8 protein-coding genes and 4 pseudogenes are annotated in these 14,074 nt (G+C 69.4%); 6 read left to right on the forward strand and 6 right to left on the reverse strand.

The window, feature by feature from the left end; genetic code table 11:
• Positions 1 to 177: 177 nt before the first annotated feature.
• The 6 genes and pseudogenes from ABVB68_RS05240 to ABVB68_RS05265 all read left to right on the forward strand — a co-directional run bounded on the left by ABVB68_RS05240 (position 178) and on the right by ABVB68_RS05265 (position 5,748).
• A complete protein-coding gene (locus ABVB68_RS05240; protein WP_353599668.1) occupies positions 178 to 2,364 on the forward strand; it encodes an amino acid adenylation domain-containing protein in 2,187 nt (728 codons plus the stop codon).
• Positions 2,361 to 3,629: a cytochrome P450 gene (locus tag ABVB68_RS05245; protein WP_353599669.1), complete on the forward strand. Its 1,269-nt coding sequence runs from the start codon at positions 2,361 to 2,363 to the stop codon at positions 3,627 to 3,629. The genes ABVB68_RS05240 and ABVB68_RS05245 overlap by 4 nt, the downstream gene beginning before the upstream one ends.
• Positions 3,626 to 4,360 (forward strand): thioesterase II family protein, encoded by a 735-nt coding sequence (locus tag ABVB68_RS05250; protein WP_353599670.1) that lies wholly within the window; start codon positions 3,626 to 3,628, stop codon positions 4,358 to 4,360. Before ABVB68_RS05245 ends, ABVB68_RS05250 begins: the two co-directional genes overlap by 4 nt.
• Positions 4,361 to 5,140 (forward strand): thioesterase II family protein, encoded by a 780-nt coding sequence (locus ABVB68_RS05255; protein WP_353599671.1) that lies wholly within the window; start codon positions 4,361 to 4,363, stop codon positions 5,138 to 5,140.
• Between the two features lie 222 nt (positions 5,141 to 5,362).
• Positions 5,363 to 5,542, forward strand: a pseudogene (locus ABVB68_RS05260) (helix-turn-helix domain-containing protein); the annotation flags it as partial.
• 77 nt (positions 5,543 to 5,619) lie between these two features.
• The gene (locus tag ABVB68_RS05265) at positions 5,620 to 5,748 is read left to right on the forward strand and encodes a hypothetical protein (protein ID WP_353599771.1); all 129 of its coding nucleotides are present in this window, start codon (positions 5,620 to 5,622) and stop codon (positions 5,746 to 5,748) included.
• A gap of 222 nt (positions 5,749 to 5,970) precedes the next feature.
• On the opposite strand, the gene ABVB68_RS05270 is transcribed toward ABVB68_RS05265, so the two are convergent.
• The 6 genes and pseudogenes from ABVB68_RS05270 to ABVB68_RS05295 form a co-directional block, all read right to left on the reverse strand.
• Entirely contained in the window at positions 5,971 to 7,086 is a 1,116-nt protein-coding gene (locus ABVB68_RS05270) for a hypothetical protein (RefSeq protein WP_353599672.1), read from the reverse strand.
• Between the two features lie 282 nt (positions 7,087 to 7,368).
• Positions 7,369 to 7,897, reverse strand: a pseudogene (locus ABVB68_RS05275) (IS5 family transposase); the annotation flags it as partial.
• Between the two features lie 6 nt (positions 7,898 to 7,903).
• Positions 7,904 to 7,978, reverse strand: a pseudogene (locus ABVB68_RS05280) (DUF6332 family protein); the annotation flags it as partial.
• Positions 7,979 to 7,988: 10 nt separating this feature from the next.
• Positions 7,989 to 8,342: pseudogene (locus ABVB68_RS05285) on the reverse strand (transposase family protein); the annotation flags it as partial.
• 639 nt (positions 8,343 to 8,981) lie between these two features.
• Positions 8,982 to 10,694: a carbamoyltransferase N-terminal domain-containing protein gene (locus ABVB68_RS05290; protein ID WP_353599673.1), complete on the reverse strand. Its 1,713-nt coding sequence runs from the start codon at positions 10,692 to 10,694 to the stop codon at positions 8,982 to 8,984.
• A 55-nt stretch (positions 10,695 to 10,749) separates the two neighbouring features.
• On the reverse strand, positions 10,750 to 14,055 hold the full coding sequence (locus ABVB68_RS05295) for an aminotransferase class III-fold pyridoxal phosphate-dependent enzyme (RefSeq protein WP_353599674.1): 3,306 nt from the start codon (positions 14,053 to 14,055) through the stop codon (positions 10,750 to 10,752).
• Positions 14,056 to 14,074: the final 19 nt, after the last annotated feature.

The following is a 14,074-nucleotide window of genomic DNA, read 5'->3' on the forward strand; positions in this document are numbered from 1 at the left end:
CGTGAGCAAATCCAGCGCCATCACACCATTCGGGCGGAACGCCGCGGTCCACGCGGACCAGCCGACCATCTCAGACCAGGAGCACACCCTGAACTCACGGCTGCGTTCCCACTTCGTGTTTGGCTTCAACCGCTTGCCGGTGCGGGCGATCGGGAGGTCCCAATGACCAGCGCGGCTATGACGATCGCGACAGTGGTCGCGACAATTCACCGGCGGACGGGCGCCGAGCGGATAAGCGTTCTGCATCGGGACGCGGACGGGATACGTGGACCGCTCGAGGTGGATGTCTCAGGCGATCCGACGCTCGTCGCTCTGGCCGAGCGGGTAGCGGCGGAGTGGGACGCGGCGCCGCCCGAGGTGGACTACTACGGTGACGCACGATCGGTGGACGTCGAGGTCCTGGCCACCGACGCGGACACCGAAGAAGCCGGGGCAGCGCTGACCGTACGGCCGGCGGGTGACACGCCGATCGCCAGGCAGGCGCGGCGAGCGGCGGCGCAGCCGGACCTCTGCCTGAGCCGGCTCGATCTCCTGACCGAAGCCGACGAGGCGAAGGTGCGCGGCTTCATGGCCGGCCCACCGGCGAAGGAACTGCGTCCGGTGCCGGTGCTGATCGCCGAGCGAGCCGCCTCGGCTCCCGACGCCGTCGCGCTCAGCCGGGGAGGCGACCACGTCACGTACCGCGAGCTGATGGACCGCTCCGGCGCCCTGGCCGCAGAGCTCCACACGGCGGGGGTTCGCACCGGCTCGGTCGTCGCCGTTCTCATGCCCCGCTCCCCGGAAGCCGTGATCGCCCTGCTCGGCGTGCTGCGTGCCGGTGGCGCGTACCTGGCTGTGGATCTCAACGATCCGACCGAGCGGGTGCACCGGCTGCTGGCCACCGCCGATGTGCGCGTCGCCGTGACCGATCCGGACCTGGCCGTCGGGTTGCCCGACAGTGTGCGGGCCGTCCCGTTCGACAGCACGGCGGGTACGACCGTAGCGCCGACGCTTCCTGACCTCCATGAGGAGTCCCCGGCCTATATCTCGTTCACTTCGGGCACTACGGGTCAGCCCCGGGGTGTCTCGGTGCCGCACCGCGCCGTCAGTCGCCTGGTCGCCGACCCCGACTGGCTCGACCCCCTTCCCGGCGACGTCTTCCTGCAGGCGGCACCGCTGGCCTTCGACGCCGCAACCCTCGAGTTGTGGGCCCCCCTCGTCCACGGCGCGCGGTTGGCGGTCCTCCCGCCCGGACCGATGGACATCGACACCCTCGCCGACACCCTGGCCGCCGAGAAGGTCAGCGTGCTGTGGCTGACCGCTGGGCTCTTCCACCAGTTCGTCGCCGCCCGGCCGCAGGCGCTGGCCGACGTCCGACGGCTGATCGCCGGCGGCGACGTGATTTCTCCGGCTCACCTGAACCATCTGCTGGCCGCCCAGCCCGGCCTGACGTTCACCAACGGTTACGGCCCCACGGAGAACACCACCTTCACGACATGCTGGGTCGCCGACGGCCCGACCGGTGGAGATCCGGTACCGATCGGCCGGCCGATAGCCGGGACTTCGGTCGCCGTCATGGACTCCCGGATGCGGTTGGTTCCGATCGGTGTGCGCGGCGAGCTGTGGGCCGGCGGCGAGGGCGTCGCGCTCGGTTACGTGGGCGACCCCGCGGCCACCGCCGAGCGCTTCCTTCCGGACCCGTTCGCCGACCAGCCGGGCCGACGCATGTACCGGACCGGTGACCTGGCCAGCTGGACCGAGGACGGCACGCTGCTCTTCCATGGTCGCGGCGACGGCCAGGTCAAAGTCCGCGGATACCGGGTGGAGCCCGGCGCCGTCGAGGCCGAGTTGCTGGCTCACCCGGACGTGCGGCTGGCCGCGGTCGTGGCGCAGCGCCTCCCCTCGGGGGATGTCCGGCTCATCGCGTACGTCGAGGCGCGAGACGGGGCGGCGCGAAACCAGGCCGATCTCGCGGTCCACCTGCCGGCCCATCTGGCCGCGACTCTGCCCGCGTACTCGCTGCCGGCCGCGATCCTGGTCCGCGACGCACTTCCGCTGACGGTCAGCGGCAAGGTGAATCGCCGGGCGCTGCCGGCCACCAACGCCATCGCGCGTTCGGTCCGGAACGAGTACGTCCCGGCCCGCGACAGCCTCGAACAACGCCTGACGGAGTTGTGGGGTGAGGCGCTGAACGTGGAGCCGGTCGGGGTCGAGGACGACTTCTTCGAACTCGGCGGGCACTCGCTGCTCGCCGCGGAGCTGCTCAGCCAGATGCAGCGGGAGTTCCAGGTCAAGCTGGCCGCCCGGACCCTGTACCTGCAACCGACCATCGCCGAGCTGGCCGCTCAGATCGCCGAACTCGGCCGGGAGGGAGATCACTCGTGAGGACGTCCGACTCCACCCACTCGGCGCGAACAACGGGCTGCCCGGTCCACCACGGCGGAATCGACCTCGTCGACCCGATGCTGTACAGCGACGGGGACGCTCCGGCGGTCTGGCGTCGCCTGCGCGCCCTGGACACCCTGCACTGGCAGCAGGTGGACAGCGAGAACGGATTCTGGTCGGTCGTTTCCTACGACGACGCCGATCGCGTCCTGCGTGACTGGGCCGTCTTCACCTCCGAACGTGGCACGCTCGTGGACCTGCTCGGACACGACGACCCGGCAGGCGGACGGCAGCTCGCCGTAACCGACCCACCCCGGCACACCGAGATGCGGGTCCGGCTCCACAAGGCGCTCATCGCGCGCGCCGTCGACCGGCAACGTGACATGATCACACGTCTGCTGGTCGAACTGATCGAGCCACTCGGCGACGGAGGGGTCTTCGACTTCGCTCAAGCCACTCTGGCTCTTCCCATGGCCGTCAGCGGCACACTGATGGGCATCCCGCGGCGGGACTGGCCGTGGCTGAGCCGGCTGACAACGGTCTGCATCGCCGCCGACGATCCGGAGTATCAGGGCCCAGACGGCAAGGCCGCCACTCTGGAGGCCGCGCACCGCGAGCTGTTCGCCTATTTTCAGGACCTCGTGGAGTTCCGGCGCGCCAACCCCGGCGACGATTTGCTCAGCGTGTTGATCGGGACCACTTTCGAGGGGCGCCACATGTCCCCGGGGGAGATCACCTCCAACTGCTACAGCTTGTTGCTCGGTGCGAACGTCACCACCCCGCATTCACCCAACTTCGTCATGGCCCAGTTCATCGGTACGGACGTTCTTGCCGACTGGGCCGCGCACCCCGAGGTCGACGCGACCGCCACCGAGGAGGCGCTGCGCTGGGCGTCGCCGGTGAATCACTTCCTGCGCTATGCCACCCAGGACGTGGTCATGCACAACACGCCGATCGCCGCCGGAGATGCGGTGGTGGTGTGGCTCGGTGCGGCCGACCGTGACGAAAAGGCGTTCCCCGACGCCGAGGTTTTCGATCTGAGGCGCAAGCCCAACAAGCACCTCGCCTTCGGGGCGGGGCCGCACTACTGCGTCGGTCACTCACTCGCGCGTTTGACCCTTCGTATCCTGTTCAGCGAGTTGTTCGAGCGCTTCGACGACTTTCAGGCCGCCGGACCGGCGGAACGACTGCGGTCGAACTTCGTTTCGGGCTTCAAGCACATTCCCATAACCGCGAAGCGGCGCACCAGGAGGAGAAGTTCATGAAGGGCATGAATCCTTGGCTGCTGCGCCAGCCCGATCCGCTGGCCACCGCCCGGATATTCTGTATCCCGTACTCGGGCACCGGCGCGGGGATGTACAACCGCTGGCCGTCCAACGTGGGCAGTGTCGAACTCGTCCCGGTACAACTGCCTGGACGCGCGAACCGGATGCGCGAGCAGGCGCCGGCCACCTACGAAGAGTTGGCCGAGCACCTGGTGGCCGGCCTGGAGCCCTACCTCGACCGGCCGTACGGCTTCTTCGGGCACTGCGGCTCGGCTTTGGCGGCCTACCAGACAGCCGTCCAGGTCGAGGCGACAGGCTCGGCTGTTCCGGGCCATCTGTTCATCTCCTCCCAGGTGGCGCCGCAGGACGGCCCGACCGGACGGTTCCTGGAACTCGATGACGACGGGCTGACCGACGAGCTCCGCATCATGATCGAAGAACGCGGCGGGAACCCGAGCCCGGAGGTGCTCGAAGTGGCGCTGGAGGTCCTGCGTGCCGACATCGAGGTCAACAAACGCTACGTCGTCCCCGACCCCGTCAGGCTGACCATGCCGATCACGACCATCGGCTGGAGTGAGGACCGCGAAGTCCAGCACCACGCCATGGGTGGCTGGGACCGGTGCGGAGACACGGATCACCACGTCCTTCCGGGGGCGCACTACCGGTTCCTGGACGGACCGACCGAGTTGTTCGAGCTGTTCGCCGCCGGGCTGGGTGCGAAGGGGGCCTAGATGGCTGCTCAGTCACGGCGCGGGCCGGAGACCAAATGGTTCCGGCGGTTCGGTCCGGCTTACGGATCCAGGGCACTGCGCCTGTTCTGCTTCCACTACGCGGGTGGCAGTGCCGCCTCGTTCCGGGACTGGCAGTTCCTGCTTCCGCCGTACGTCGAGGTGGTGGCCGTGCAGTTACCCGGCCGCGAGAACCGCTTCGCGGAGCAACCCTTCCGGGACATGCGACCGCTGGCCGAGGCCGTTGCCGACGCGATGGCCGGAGAGCTGGATTCGCCGTATGCCTTCTTCGGATTCAGCATGGGCGCGCGGGTGGCCCTGGCGGTGTCGCACCTGTTGCGTGAGCGGGGCCTGCCGCAGCCCTCTCATTTGTTCTCCGCGAGCAGTTGTGCTCCTTCCCGAGGCCTGCCGGTGCGTGGCTGGGACGAGTCGGATGAGAGGCTGATCGCCTACCTGCGTGAGCTCGGCGGCACAGCTGCGGAGATCTTCGACAGCGAAGAGCTGCTGGAGATGTATCTGCCGACCGTGCGCGCCGACCTCGCCGTCGTCGGCACCTGCCCGCCGCGAAGCGGGCCGCCGCTGGCGGTGCCACTGCGTGCCTTCACCGGCACAGACGATACGGAGGCACCACCCGAGCTCATGCGGGACTGGTACCGGGAAACGTCAGCGGCGTTCAACTTGACCACGGTGTCCGGCGGCCACTTCTTCGACCCCGCCGGCGCCACCGAAATGATCAGCCAGATCGCGTCCGACCTGGAACTCACGGTGCGGAATCACAGGTGATGTCCGGCTCCGCGCCGTCAAGCCGCGGGCGGGGTTCCGGCGCGGTGACTGAGCCTTTTCAGCGTGCATCGATTGGGCGATGACCTTGGTGCCCACAACGGACCGGGCCCCCGTGCCGTTGGGTGAGGTGTTCGAAGTCTCAACCTGCTGGTCCAGGAGCCCTGTTGGTTCCCCTATCCTGCCGCACTCGACCTGCCTCATGCGCTGGTCGAGTGGGTCACGATGCTTATCGTCACCCGTGAGGGTGACCGCCGCCGCAAGCTCCCGCCGCACCAGCGCGCCCTCGTCGCTCTCGCCTACCTGCGCAAGCACGACACTCTCGCGCAGATCGCCGCCGGGTTCGGCATATCCGTCGGCACCGGCCACGCCTACACCACCGCCGTCGTGCGGCTCCTCGGCGATCCATTCGCTGACTGCCAGCACCAGAGTCGCCCCCGCCAGAACCGCACACGGGTCAGCGCGAGCACGGCAACCAGAGCGTGCCGTCAGCCGCGTGGGTCTCGCGGGTCGGGTACCTCGGCCAGCCGCTCCAGCAGACGCGGGACCTCATCGGATACGACCTCGGGATGCTCGCGGAGCTGGTCAAGGGCAAGCGGGGTCAGCGATGATGCGGCGGCAGGCACGGTCTTCCACTCGGACTCACAGGGCGTAGAGAACTCCATGATCTTGGAAGCCGTGCCTGTCACGTTCCGGGGCACCGAACTGGCAGATCGTCACGAACCGGGCGTCACGAAACTACGCCGAAGCCCTGGGTCCGTCCCCGTCGGGACGGCGGGGACCGGCGCTCACGGGCGCCCGGTCAGGCGTGGTGGGCGTATGGCCGGAACCGGTCAGAACTGTATGTCGAAGGATTGCCTCTTGTTGTGGTAGTCGAGCATCGAACTGTTGAAGAGCCCTCCCATGTGGTGGTTCTTCGTGGCGGTGATCGTAAGCGTCGCCGACTTGGTGTCACCGGGGACTTCCCAGTAGACCTTTCCACCGAAGAAGGCGTTCTCGGAGTCCTGCAGGTCGCCCGTCCGCAGCCCGGGATCGTCGAACCGCTGCGCCGATACTTTCTGCCCTTTGTCGGTGGTGAGGACGAAGTCCTTGGTGGGGAGAGCCGTCATCCAGCTGTTTCCTCCGGTCACCTGGGTGTCCAGGGTCAGGAACGCCTTGTCGGGACTCGATGGAAACCTGAGCTCGCTGTCGGGCTGGGTGAGGGTGTAAGTGAGATGCGCCTTCTCGACGTCGATCGTCGTCGGATACTTCCCGTCCGGGAACGTGTCCTGCTGCCCGTTCGAGGAGATGAGAGCGAAGGGGAAGGAAAGGCGTTTGGAGATTTCCGCGGTGACGCTCGGGAAACCCGTCGCATCCTGGTTCTCGGCGTCCGTCCGATAGAGCACCACCGGATCAGCGCCGGAGCGTTCTCCGGTCACCAGGGAAAGCGACTGAACGAGATCTCCCGTCTCGATTTCGAGGGACAGGTCGTGGGCGTTCTGGGCGACGGACATCGCGACGGTTTCGTCGTGTCCCGACGGCAGCGCGTCCGGACTGAGGACGGTACGGGTTCCGTCCACCACAAGGGTGGCCCTCTTGGTGAGACCGGGGGTGTCCGAGTGGGACTGCCCGCCCAGGGAGCCGGTGGCGTCGTAACGGACCAGCAGCAGCCGCTGCCCCGCTGCCGCCTGGCGTGGCCCCTGGTCGGTGCTGACGACCGGGGTCGTCGCCGTTCCCAGCAGGCGGAATTCGTAGCCCAGGCCCACAACCCTGGCTGTCGAGGGAGTACCCACCGCCTTGGTCCCTGGGTTCGTTCCCACGACGCCGGCAACGGAATTCTGGCGCATCCTCGGCGCGGTGCTGCTGGGCCGCGCCGACGCCGTGTGCTTTCCGTCTCCCGATGACTCGCAGGCTGTGACGGCGGTCAGGGCGACAACAAGAAAGGCCGCGGATAAGACGCGTGATTCCATTCGGTGGTCTCCTCGTCCGGTGTGGGATGCGCTCGCGAGATCTCGAACCGTAGGGTACTGACGCGCAGTTGTCCGCGCCACGTCCGTTCACCGGCCCGGTGAAGGTCCTCGACAACGAGAAAGACAGCTGTCGTCCCCGGGGCGCGGTGCCATGCCGTACCGTCGGGCTGCCCGCGTGAAAAGCGGTTGCGCCTGCCGCCTTGTTCTACGCCCTGGTCAAGGCCCGCACCCCCGTCAAGCACTGCCTGACTCGGCGCGGCCCTGCGTGGCTAAGAAGTCATCTCATTTGGCGAGCCGGCGGTAGCAGATGAGGGTGCAGGCGATGCTGGTGAAGGCGAGGAAGTGCTCGGCCTTGCGCTCGTAGCGACGGTGGAGTCGGCGGCAGCCGGCAAGCCAGGCCATCGTCCGTTCGATCGTCCAGCGGTGTCGGCCCAGTCGCTGTGAGGTCTCGACGCCCTTGCGGGCAATGCGGTGCTGGATGCCTCGCTGTACCAGCCATTGCCGCAGGTGGCGGTAGTCGTAGCCCTTATCGGCATGGAGCTTGCGGGCTTGCGCCGGCGGGGCCCTCGGCGGGACCGAATCGAGGGGATCCCCTTCACGAGCGGGATCAGGGCCTGGCTGTCGTGGACGTTGGCACCGGAGATGCCGACAGACAAGGGCAGACCGGTTCGCTCGGCGATCAGATGGATCTTCGAGTACTTGCCCCGGTCGACAGGATTCGGACCCGTCAGGTCCCCCTTTTCAGGGCCCGCATGTTCACCGAGTCGATCGCGCACCGCGACCAGTCCAGGTCGCCGCGGGAGCCGAGTTTTGTCCAGGAAGTCACCAGGGCGAATCCGATCTCCACCGTCATTGCATCCTTTTCCCACCGCGACTCACGCCCCATGTCCATGCGGCAAGTCTCACATCACGGTCAAGTCACCGCGCCTGCACCTGATCACTGCCTCGATTACCAATTGAGATGTCCTGTAAGCAGCAGCAGGACCTGGCCCGCTTCCGCGCCGAACGCGACGATCTTCGCGGCCAGACACAGCTCCTAGCCCGCATTGTCTCTTCAGTCGTGCCATGCCGCGTTCGACCGGTGCCCGCGCTGTGGCCAGGGCACGGTTGACGGTGCGCTGGGTGAGGGTGAGCTCGCCGCCCGATGGGCGTTGGAGTCCGAATGTGACCCAGGGGCCGGCGCCTTGGTAGGCGCGGTCGGCGAGGATCGGGACGCCCTGACGCTCGCAGATTCGGATGAAGTGGTGGGTGCGGGCCGGCCCGTGTGGCGGGCGGTTCGTGAGCCGTGACCTTCAACCCTCCGTCCTGCTTCGAGTGCGTCGGGTACCGCGTCGGCCCACAGCGAGGACAGCTCGTCGCCGTTGACGAAGCGGGGCTTCGGCTCCCCATCGAACACGAAGCCCAGCCGTCGCAGCGAGTTGATCCGCTCGACCAGAGCGGTGTACGCGTCGTGGTCGGGAACGGCACCCGTGACGCGGCCCACCGCTTCGGTGACGACTCCGCCGTCCAGGATCCGACCGGGCCTCACGGAGAACCGGTAGTCGGTCACCCCGCCGAGGGCCCACACCTCTTCTGGATGTGCTGAGGCGTCATCGGGACGTCTCCGTTTCGTCGTTGACCGGCTCGCCGGCACCGGGGCCGGCGGCCGGTGCCGGGTGCGTCGTCGGTGAGCCGCAGCGCGGCCTCCGGGCCCGGGCCGCTCCTCGCCCCGGCCCGTCGGCAGGGCCCGGTCGCTGAACAGCACGCCACCCGGAGCCGGCCGTCCTCGATCCTTGCCGTGATACACACCGCCTCGGGTCGGCAACCTCGCCAGGCGCACAACGGACGACATGTCACCCGCCCGGCGAGGAACCCACTGAGGCACATACGGCGAACTGCCCGGGCCGAACGCCCTCTCAGAACGCCGAGTCCTCCCGCCGGTACAGGACGCCCTCGCTCCACACCAGGTCGAGCTGGCCCCACTCGATCGCCGACGCGACGTCGGGGAAGAAGCTGCGGCCGTTGTAGTTGGCGCTCGTGTTGCACAGGACCGGGATGCCGCTGCACCGGTAGTACTCGCGCAGGATGGCGTGCAGGTTCGGGTCGTCGGACGCGTTGACGGTCTGCAGCCGTGCGGTGCCGTCCAGGTGCATGACGGCCGGGACGCGGTCGATCCACTCGGGACGGACCCAGTGTTCGAACAGCATGTACGGGTCCGGCGTGCCCGGGTCGAAGACGGTTGGGGCATGCTCTTCCAGGCAGATGGGCGCGACCGGCCGGTAACTCTCCCGGCTCTTCACGTCGTTCAGGAGCCTCTTCATCGACGCCTCGACCGGCGACGCGATGATGCTGCGTCCGCCGAGCGCGCGGGGTCCCAGTTCGGCACGGCCGTCGAGCACGACCGCGGGCTGGCCTGTGGTGTGCAGGATCTGGGCCAGTTCCTCCGGTGTGCAGGGCGACGTGCTCCAGCCGCGCGGCACCTCCGGCGTCGGTTCGAGATCCGGGCCCAGCCGGGCGCCCCACTGGATCGGCCGGAGCCCGGAGCCGCCGGCCGCGGCCAGGCAGGCCGTGCCGATGGCGACGCCGGAGTCGTCCGGGAACGGCGGCACCCACATGGCCTTGATCATCGGGTGCGAGCGCAGGGCGCTGTTCCACTTGATGTTCAGCGCGCAGCCGCCGGCGAAGCACAGGTTCCAGGCGCCGCCGCCCTTCCACGACTGGATCTTCTTGGTCACCCGGTCGATCAGCAGTTCCTCGATGAACGTGTGGACGCTGGCCAGCACGTCCACGTCGGAGACCCCGAGCGCGGCGGTACGGGCCTGCACGGCGGAGAGGAACTGGTGCACGTAGGCGTGCGACGGCTCACCGGTGCTGCCGCACCCGATGATGGCCCGCCGGTACTCCCGCACCCGCGGCGAGTCGGCGTCGAAGAACTCGAAGAACTCCTCGCGGAAGACCTGCTTGATCTGCTCCCGCGAGGTGCCCAGGGCGATGTACGCCATCATCTTCCCGGCCACGGAGAGGTCGTCGACGTTCTTCGACTTGTTCTGCCGCTTGAACGGGCCCCAGTACTGCGAGGTCATCGAGTAGGTGTGGCCGATGAGCGGGAACGCCTCGCCGCCGGCCTCTATCCGGCCGTCGGCGTCCACGCAGTACAGCCGCGGGAAGCAGCCGCCGTCCCAGACCAGCACCATCGACGGCTCGCCGCGGCGCGCGAACGGGCTGGTGCAGTAGGCCGATGCCAGGTGGCCGGCGACGTGGACGTAGCTGTCGTAGTCCAGCGCCTGGCCGCCGATGACGATCCGGCCGCGGTGGCCGGGCAGCGCCGGGTCGGGCACCAGGTCGGTCTCCCGGTAGGGGGCGACCAGGACCTCTGTCCGGATCCCGCCGGCGAGTACCTTGACGCGCCCGGCGGCGGCGCCGTCCCAGCCGTCCAGCGCCCACGTGCCGACGTCGCCGACCTTGAGGCCGAACTTGTCCATCACGCCGACCAGGTCGTCGAGTTCGTCGACGTTGCTGTACCGGGCTCCGTTGGCGATCTTCTGCATCTCGACGTTGAACACCAGACGGTCCTCGTCGAGGATCGCGATGCCGCCGCTCTGCGTGAGCTTCAGGCCTGCTGTGATCATGGTCTTGCGGCTCCCGTGTGTTCGAGGGCTGATGTGGTCGTGCCGGAGGTGGTGCTCAGAGGTCGTCATGGTCGGGCCGGTCCAGTTGGGCCAGTGGGCGCTCGCCGTGCGCGACCAGGCCGGCGAGCAGGTCCCGGTAGCGGTGCGCGATGTCGGCGGTGAGGTCGGGGGCGACGACGTCCGCCGCGATCTCGAAGTCGCACCGGAAGCCGTCCGCGCCCTCGATGATGTTCAGCGCGAGGGGGTGGCCGGTGTGAACGATCGGCAGCGGGTCGGCATCCGAGACCGTGAGCCCGTCCATCGGGGGCGCCGCCACGCGGCGGTAGAACGAGACGGACGTCGCGAGCAGGTCGGCGCGCAGGCCGGTTCCGGGCGCCAACTCCACGATCAGGTCGGCGAACGGGTGGTCCTGGGTCTCGAGCCCGGTCACGAGGTGTTCCATGACCTCGGCCACGTAGTCCGCGGCCAGGACGTCCGCCGTCCGTCGCAGACGCAGCGGCAGCAGGTTCGAGCAGTACCCGACCACCTCGTCCAGCTCCGGCGGGCGGCGGGCGGCCAGGACCGGGACGACGATGTCGTCCTGCCCCGTCACCTGGTGCAGCACGGCGCCCCAGGCCGCGACCAGGTAGGCGAACACCGTCGCGCCCTGCTCCCGGGCGGTGTCGCGCATCCGGTCGCAGAACTCGGAGTCGAGCCGGACGCTGTGCCGCACGGCTCGGTAGGGGAAGGGCACGGACGTTCCGGACGCGGGCAGTTTCGGAGCCGCCGCGCCCTGGAGCAGAGTGCGCCAGTGGTCCCGGTGCTCGGCGGCGTCGGGGCCGCCGGCGACCCGCTCGTGCCACGCGACGTAGTCCCGGAACTGCGCCGCGGGCGGCAGCAGGGGCCGGACATCCTGGCAGCCGGCGTTGTACAGGGCGACGAGGTCGTCGACCAGGACGCTGAACGACCAGCCGTCCACCGCGGCGTGCGCCCCGGAGATCAGCAGCAGATGCCGCTCCGGAGCGGTCCGCACGATCGCGGCGCGGAACACCGGCCCCGCCGCGAGGTCGAATCGCTGCTCGGCCCAGGACTGCCGGAAGCGGTCGAGGTCGTCGTCGTCCGGGCAGACGTGTTCGGTCAGAACCTCGTCCGGCACCGTCTCCGCGGCAGGACGCACGACGAGCGTCACGCCGTCGGCGGCGAGCGTGGTCCGCAAGGTCTCGTGCCGGGCGACCAGGCCCAGCACGGCGCCGCGCAGCGCGTCCCGGTCCAGCCGACCGTCCAGCCAGAAGCCGACGGACATCTGATACGCCGGCACGCCGCCCTCGTCCAGTGCCGCCTGCTGCCGCTGCGCGAGGGTGCTGCGCGACGCGGGCGGCGGCACCACGGCCCCGGCCCCGGCCGCCCGGCCGGGGCCGAGCACACCGTGCTCCCGCAGCTCGGTGATCGAGTCGCGGACCGCGGCCCGGATGTGGTCGAGGTCGGCCTGCTCGTGCGCCGTGGACAGGAAGAAGTTGCGCAGCTCCCAGACGAACACGCCGCGGTCGAGCAGGTTGAGGTAGAGGGGGTCCATGTTCTGTTCGTGCTCGAACCGGAAGAACGAGGAGAACCGGCGGACCTCGATGGGCACGTCGAGCTCGCGGAAGTCGGCCTTCAGCCGGTCGACGAACACCTCGGTCTTGCGATCGAGGTCCCGCTGCAGGGCCGGCCCCTCGCCGCGAAGGTGGTTCAGAACCGCCCGGGCCGCCACCATGGTCATCGGGTGCTGACTGAACGTGCCGGCGAAGAAGGTGGACTCCGCGGTCGGGCGGGAGTCGTCGCCGAAGTCCCACACGCCGCCGTCGATCGTGTCCATGATCCCGCCCCGGCCGGCGATCACGCCGATCGGCATGCCGCCGCCGATGATCTTGCCGTAGGTGGCCAGGTCGGCCTCGATGCCGTAGAGCCCCTGGACACCGGCCGGGTGGCAGCGGAAACCGGTCACCATCTCGTCGAAGATCAGCTTCGTGCCGTGCCGCCGGGTGATCTCCCGGACCCGGCGCAGGAACTCGGGGTTCTGCACTCCGGGGGTGCGGAGGGTCACCGGCTCGGTCATCACCGCGGCGAGCCGCGGACCGTGCCTGTCGATGAACTCCAGGGCCTCGTCGGTGCCGAACTCGAGCACGTGCACGTTCTCCACCGCGCGCGCCGGGATGCCCGAGGTGACCGGCCGGGTGGTCCGCACGCCGTTCTCGGAGGAGGCCGCGGCGAGCACGCTGTCGGCGTGACCGTGGTAGGCGGTGGAGAAGATCACGACGTCGTCCCGGCCGGTCGCGGTCCGGGCGATGCGCAGGGCGGTCATGACCGCTTCGGTGCCGGTGTTCAGGAAGGCGACCCGCTCCATGCCGGTGAGTTCGATCAGGCCGGCGGCGACCTCCTCGACCACCTCGGTGCGCGAGGCGATGAGGAAGCCGAGGTCCAGCCGCTCGCGCAGGGCCGCCATGACGGCGGGCGGGTTGTGCCCGAGGAGGTGGACACCCCAGCCCAGGGTGAGGTCGACGTACTCGTTGCCGTCGATGTCCCACAGCCGCGCGCCTTGCCCGCGTTCGGCGACGATCGGGTACAGCATCTCCTTGGTCGTCGGCCGGAAGCCGATGGACGAGCGGCTGTCGGCGACCAGCGGGCGGAACCGCTGGGCGAACTCCTTCGAGCCCTTCGTCCTGGTGCCGAACCGTTCGGCCAGGACCTTGAGATACCGGGCACGCTCCTCCGACTCCACGAGGCCGGCTCCGCCGCGCGCACCGGGTGCGAGCGGGGCGGCCGGCCGGGACGGGGCCGGACGCCCTGCCGGACGGGCTGCGGGCGCCGGTTCGACGACGACCGGTCCGGTGCCCGAGGCGGCGCCGCCCGCCAGGAGTTCGAGCTGGCTTCGCATGACGGCGAGCTGTTCGGTGATCAGCCGCTCGACGGGCGTGACTCCGGGCACCGCAAGGGTGCCGGCCGGGAGCGGCGCCACGGGCGCGGGTGCGAGGGCCTGGGGTGCAAGGGCCGCGGGTGCGAGGGCCTGGGGTGCGACGGCCGGAGGTGCGAGGGCCTGGGGTGCGACGGCCGCCGCGGCGATCACCGCGCCGGCCGCCGGGGTCGCCGTGGCCTGCGGCGGCGTCCTGGCCGGCGCGTTCGCCGCCAGGTACGCCGCCAGCGCGGCCGGTGTCTGGACGTCGCCGAACAGCTGCCGGAGCGGGACCTTGCAGCCGAAGCGTTCCTCGACCAGCCGCAGCATGCCGAGCAGCGCCATCGAGTCCGCGCCGAGGTCGGCGAACGAGACGTCCGGATCCAGCGCGTCCGGCCGGATGTCGAAATAGCCGCCGACCATCGCGACGACCTCTGGGAGCAGTGGCTCCACGGTGTTCTCCTCGTGGTTC

The sequence above is a fragment of the Streptomyces sp. NPDC096012 genome (assembly GCF_040426375.1).
Lineage (GTDB): Bacteria > Actinomycetota > Actinomycetes > Streptomycetales > Streptomycetaceae > Streptomyces.

Excerpts from the sequence above, each read along its gene's own strand:
- ABVB68_RS05255 (WP_353599671.1), top strand. The coding sequence starts at position 4,361 with ATGGCTGCTCAGTCACGGCGCGGGCCGGAGACCAAATGGTTCCGGCGG.
- ABVB68_RS05250 (WP_353599670.1), top strand. The coding sequence starts at position 3,626 with ATGAAGGGCATGAATCCTTGGCTGCTGCGCCAGCCCGATCCGCTGGCC.
- ABVB68_RS05240 (WP_353599668.1), top strand. The coding sequence starts at position 178 with ATGACGATCGCGACAGTGGTCGCGACAATTCACCGGCGGACGGGCGCC.
- ABVB68_RS05290 (WP_353599673.1), bottom strand. The coding sequence starts at position 10,694 with ATGATCACAGCAGGCCTGAAGCTCACGCAGAGCGGCGGCATCGCGATC.
- ABVB68_RS05270 (WP_353599672.1), bottom strand. The coding sequence starts at position 7,086 with ATGGAATCACGCGTCTTATCCGCGGCCTTTCTTGTTGTCGCCCTGACC.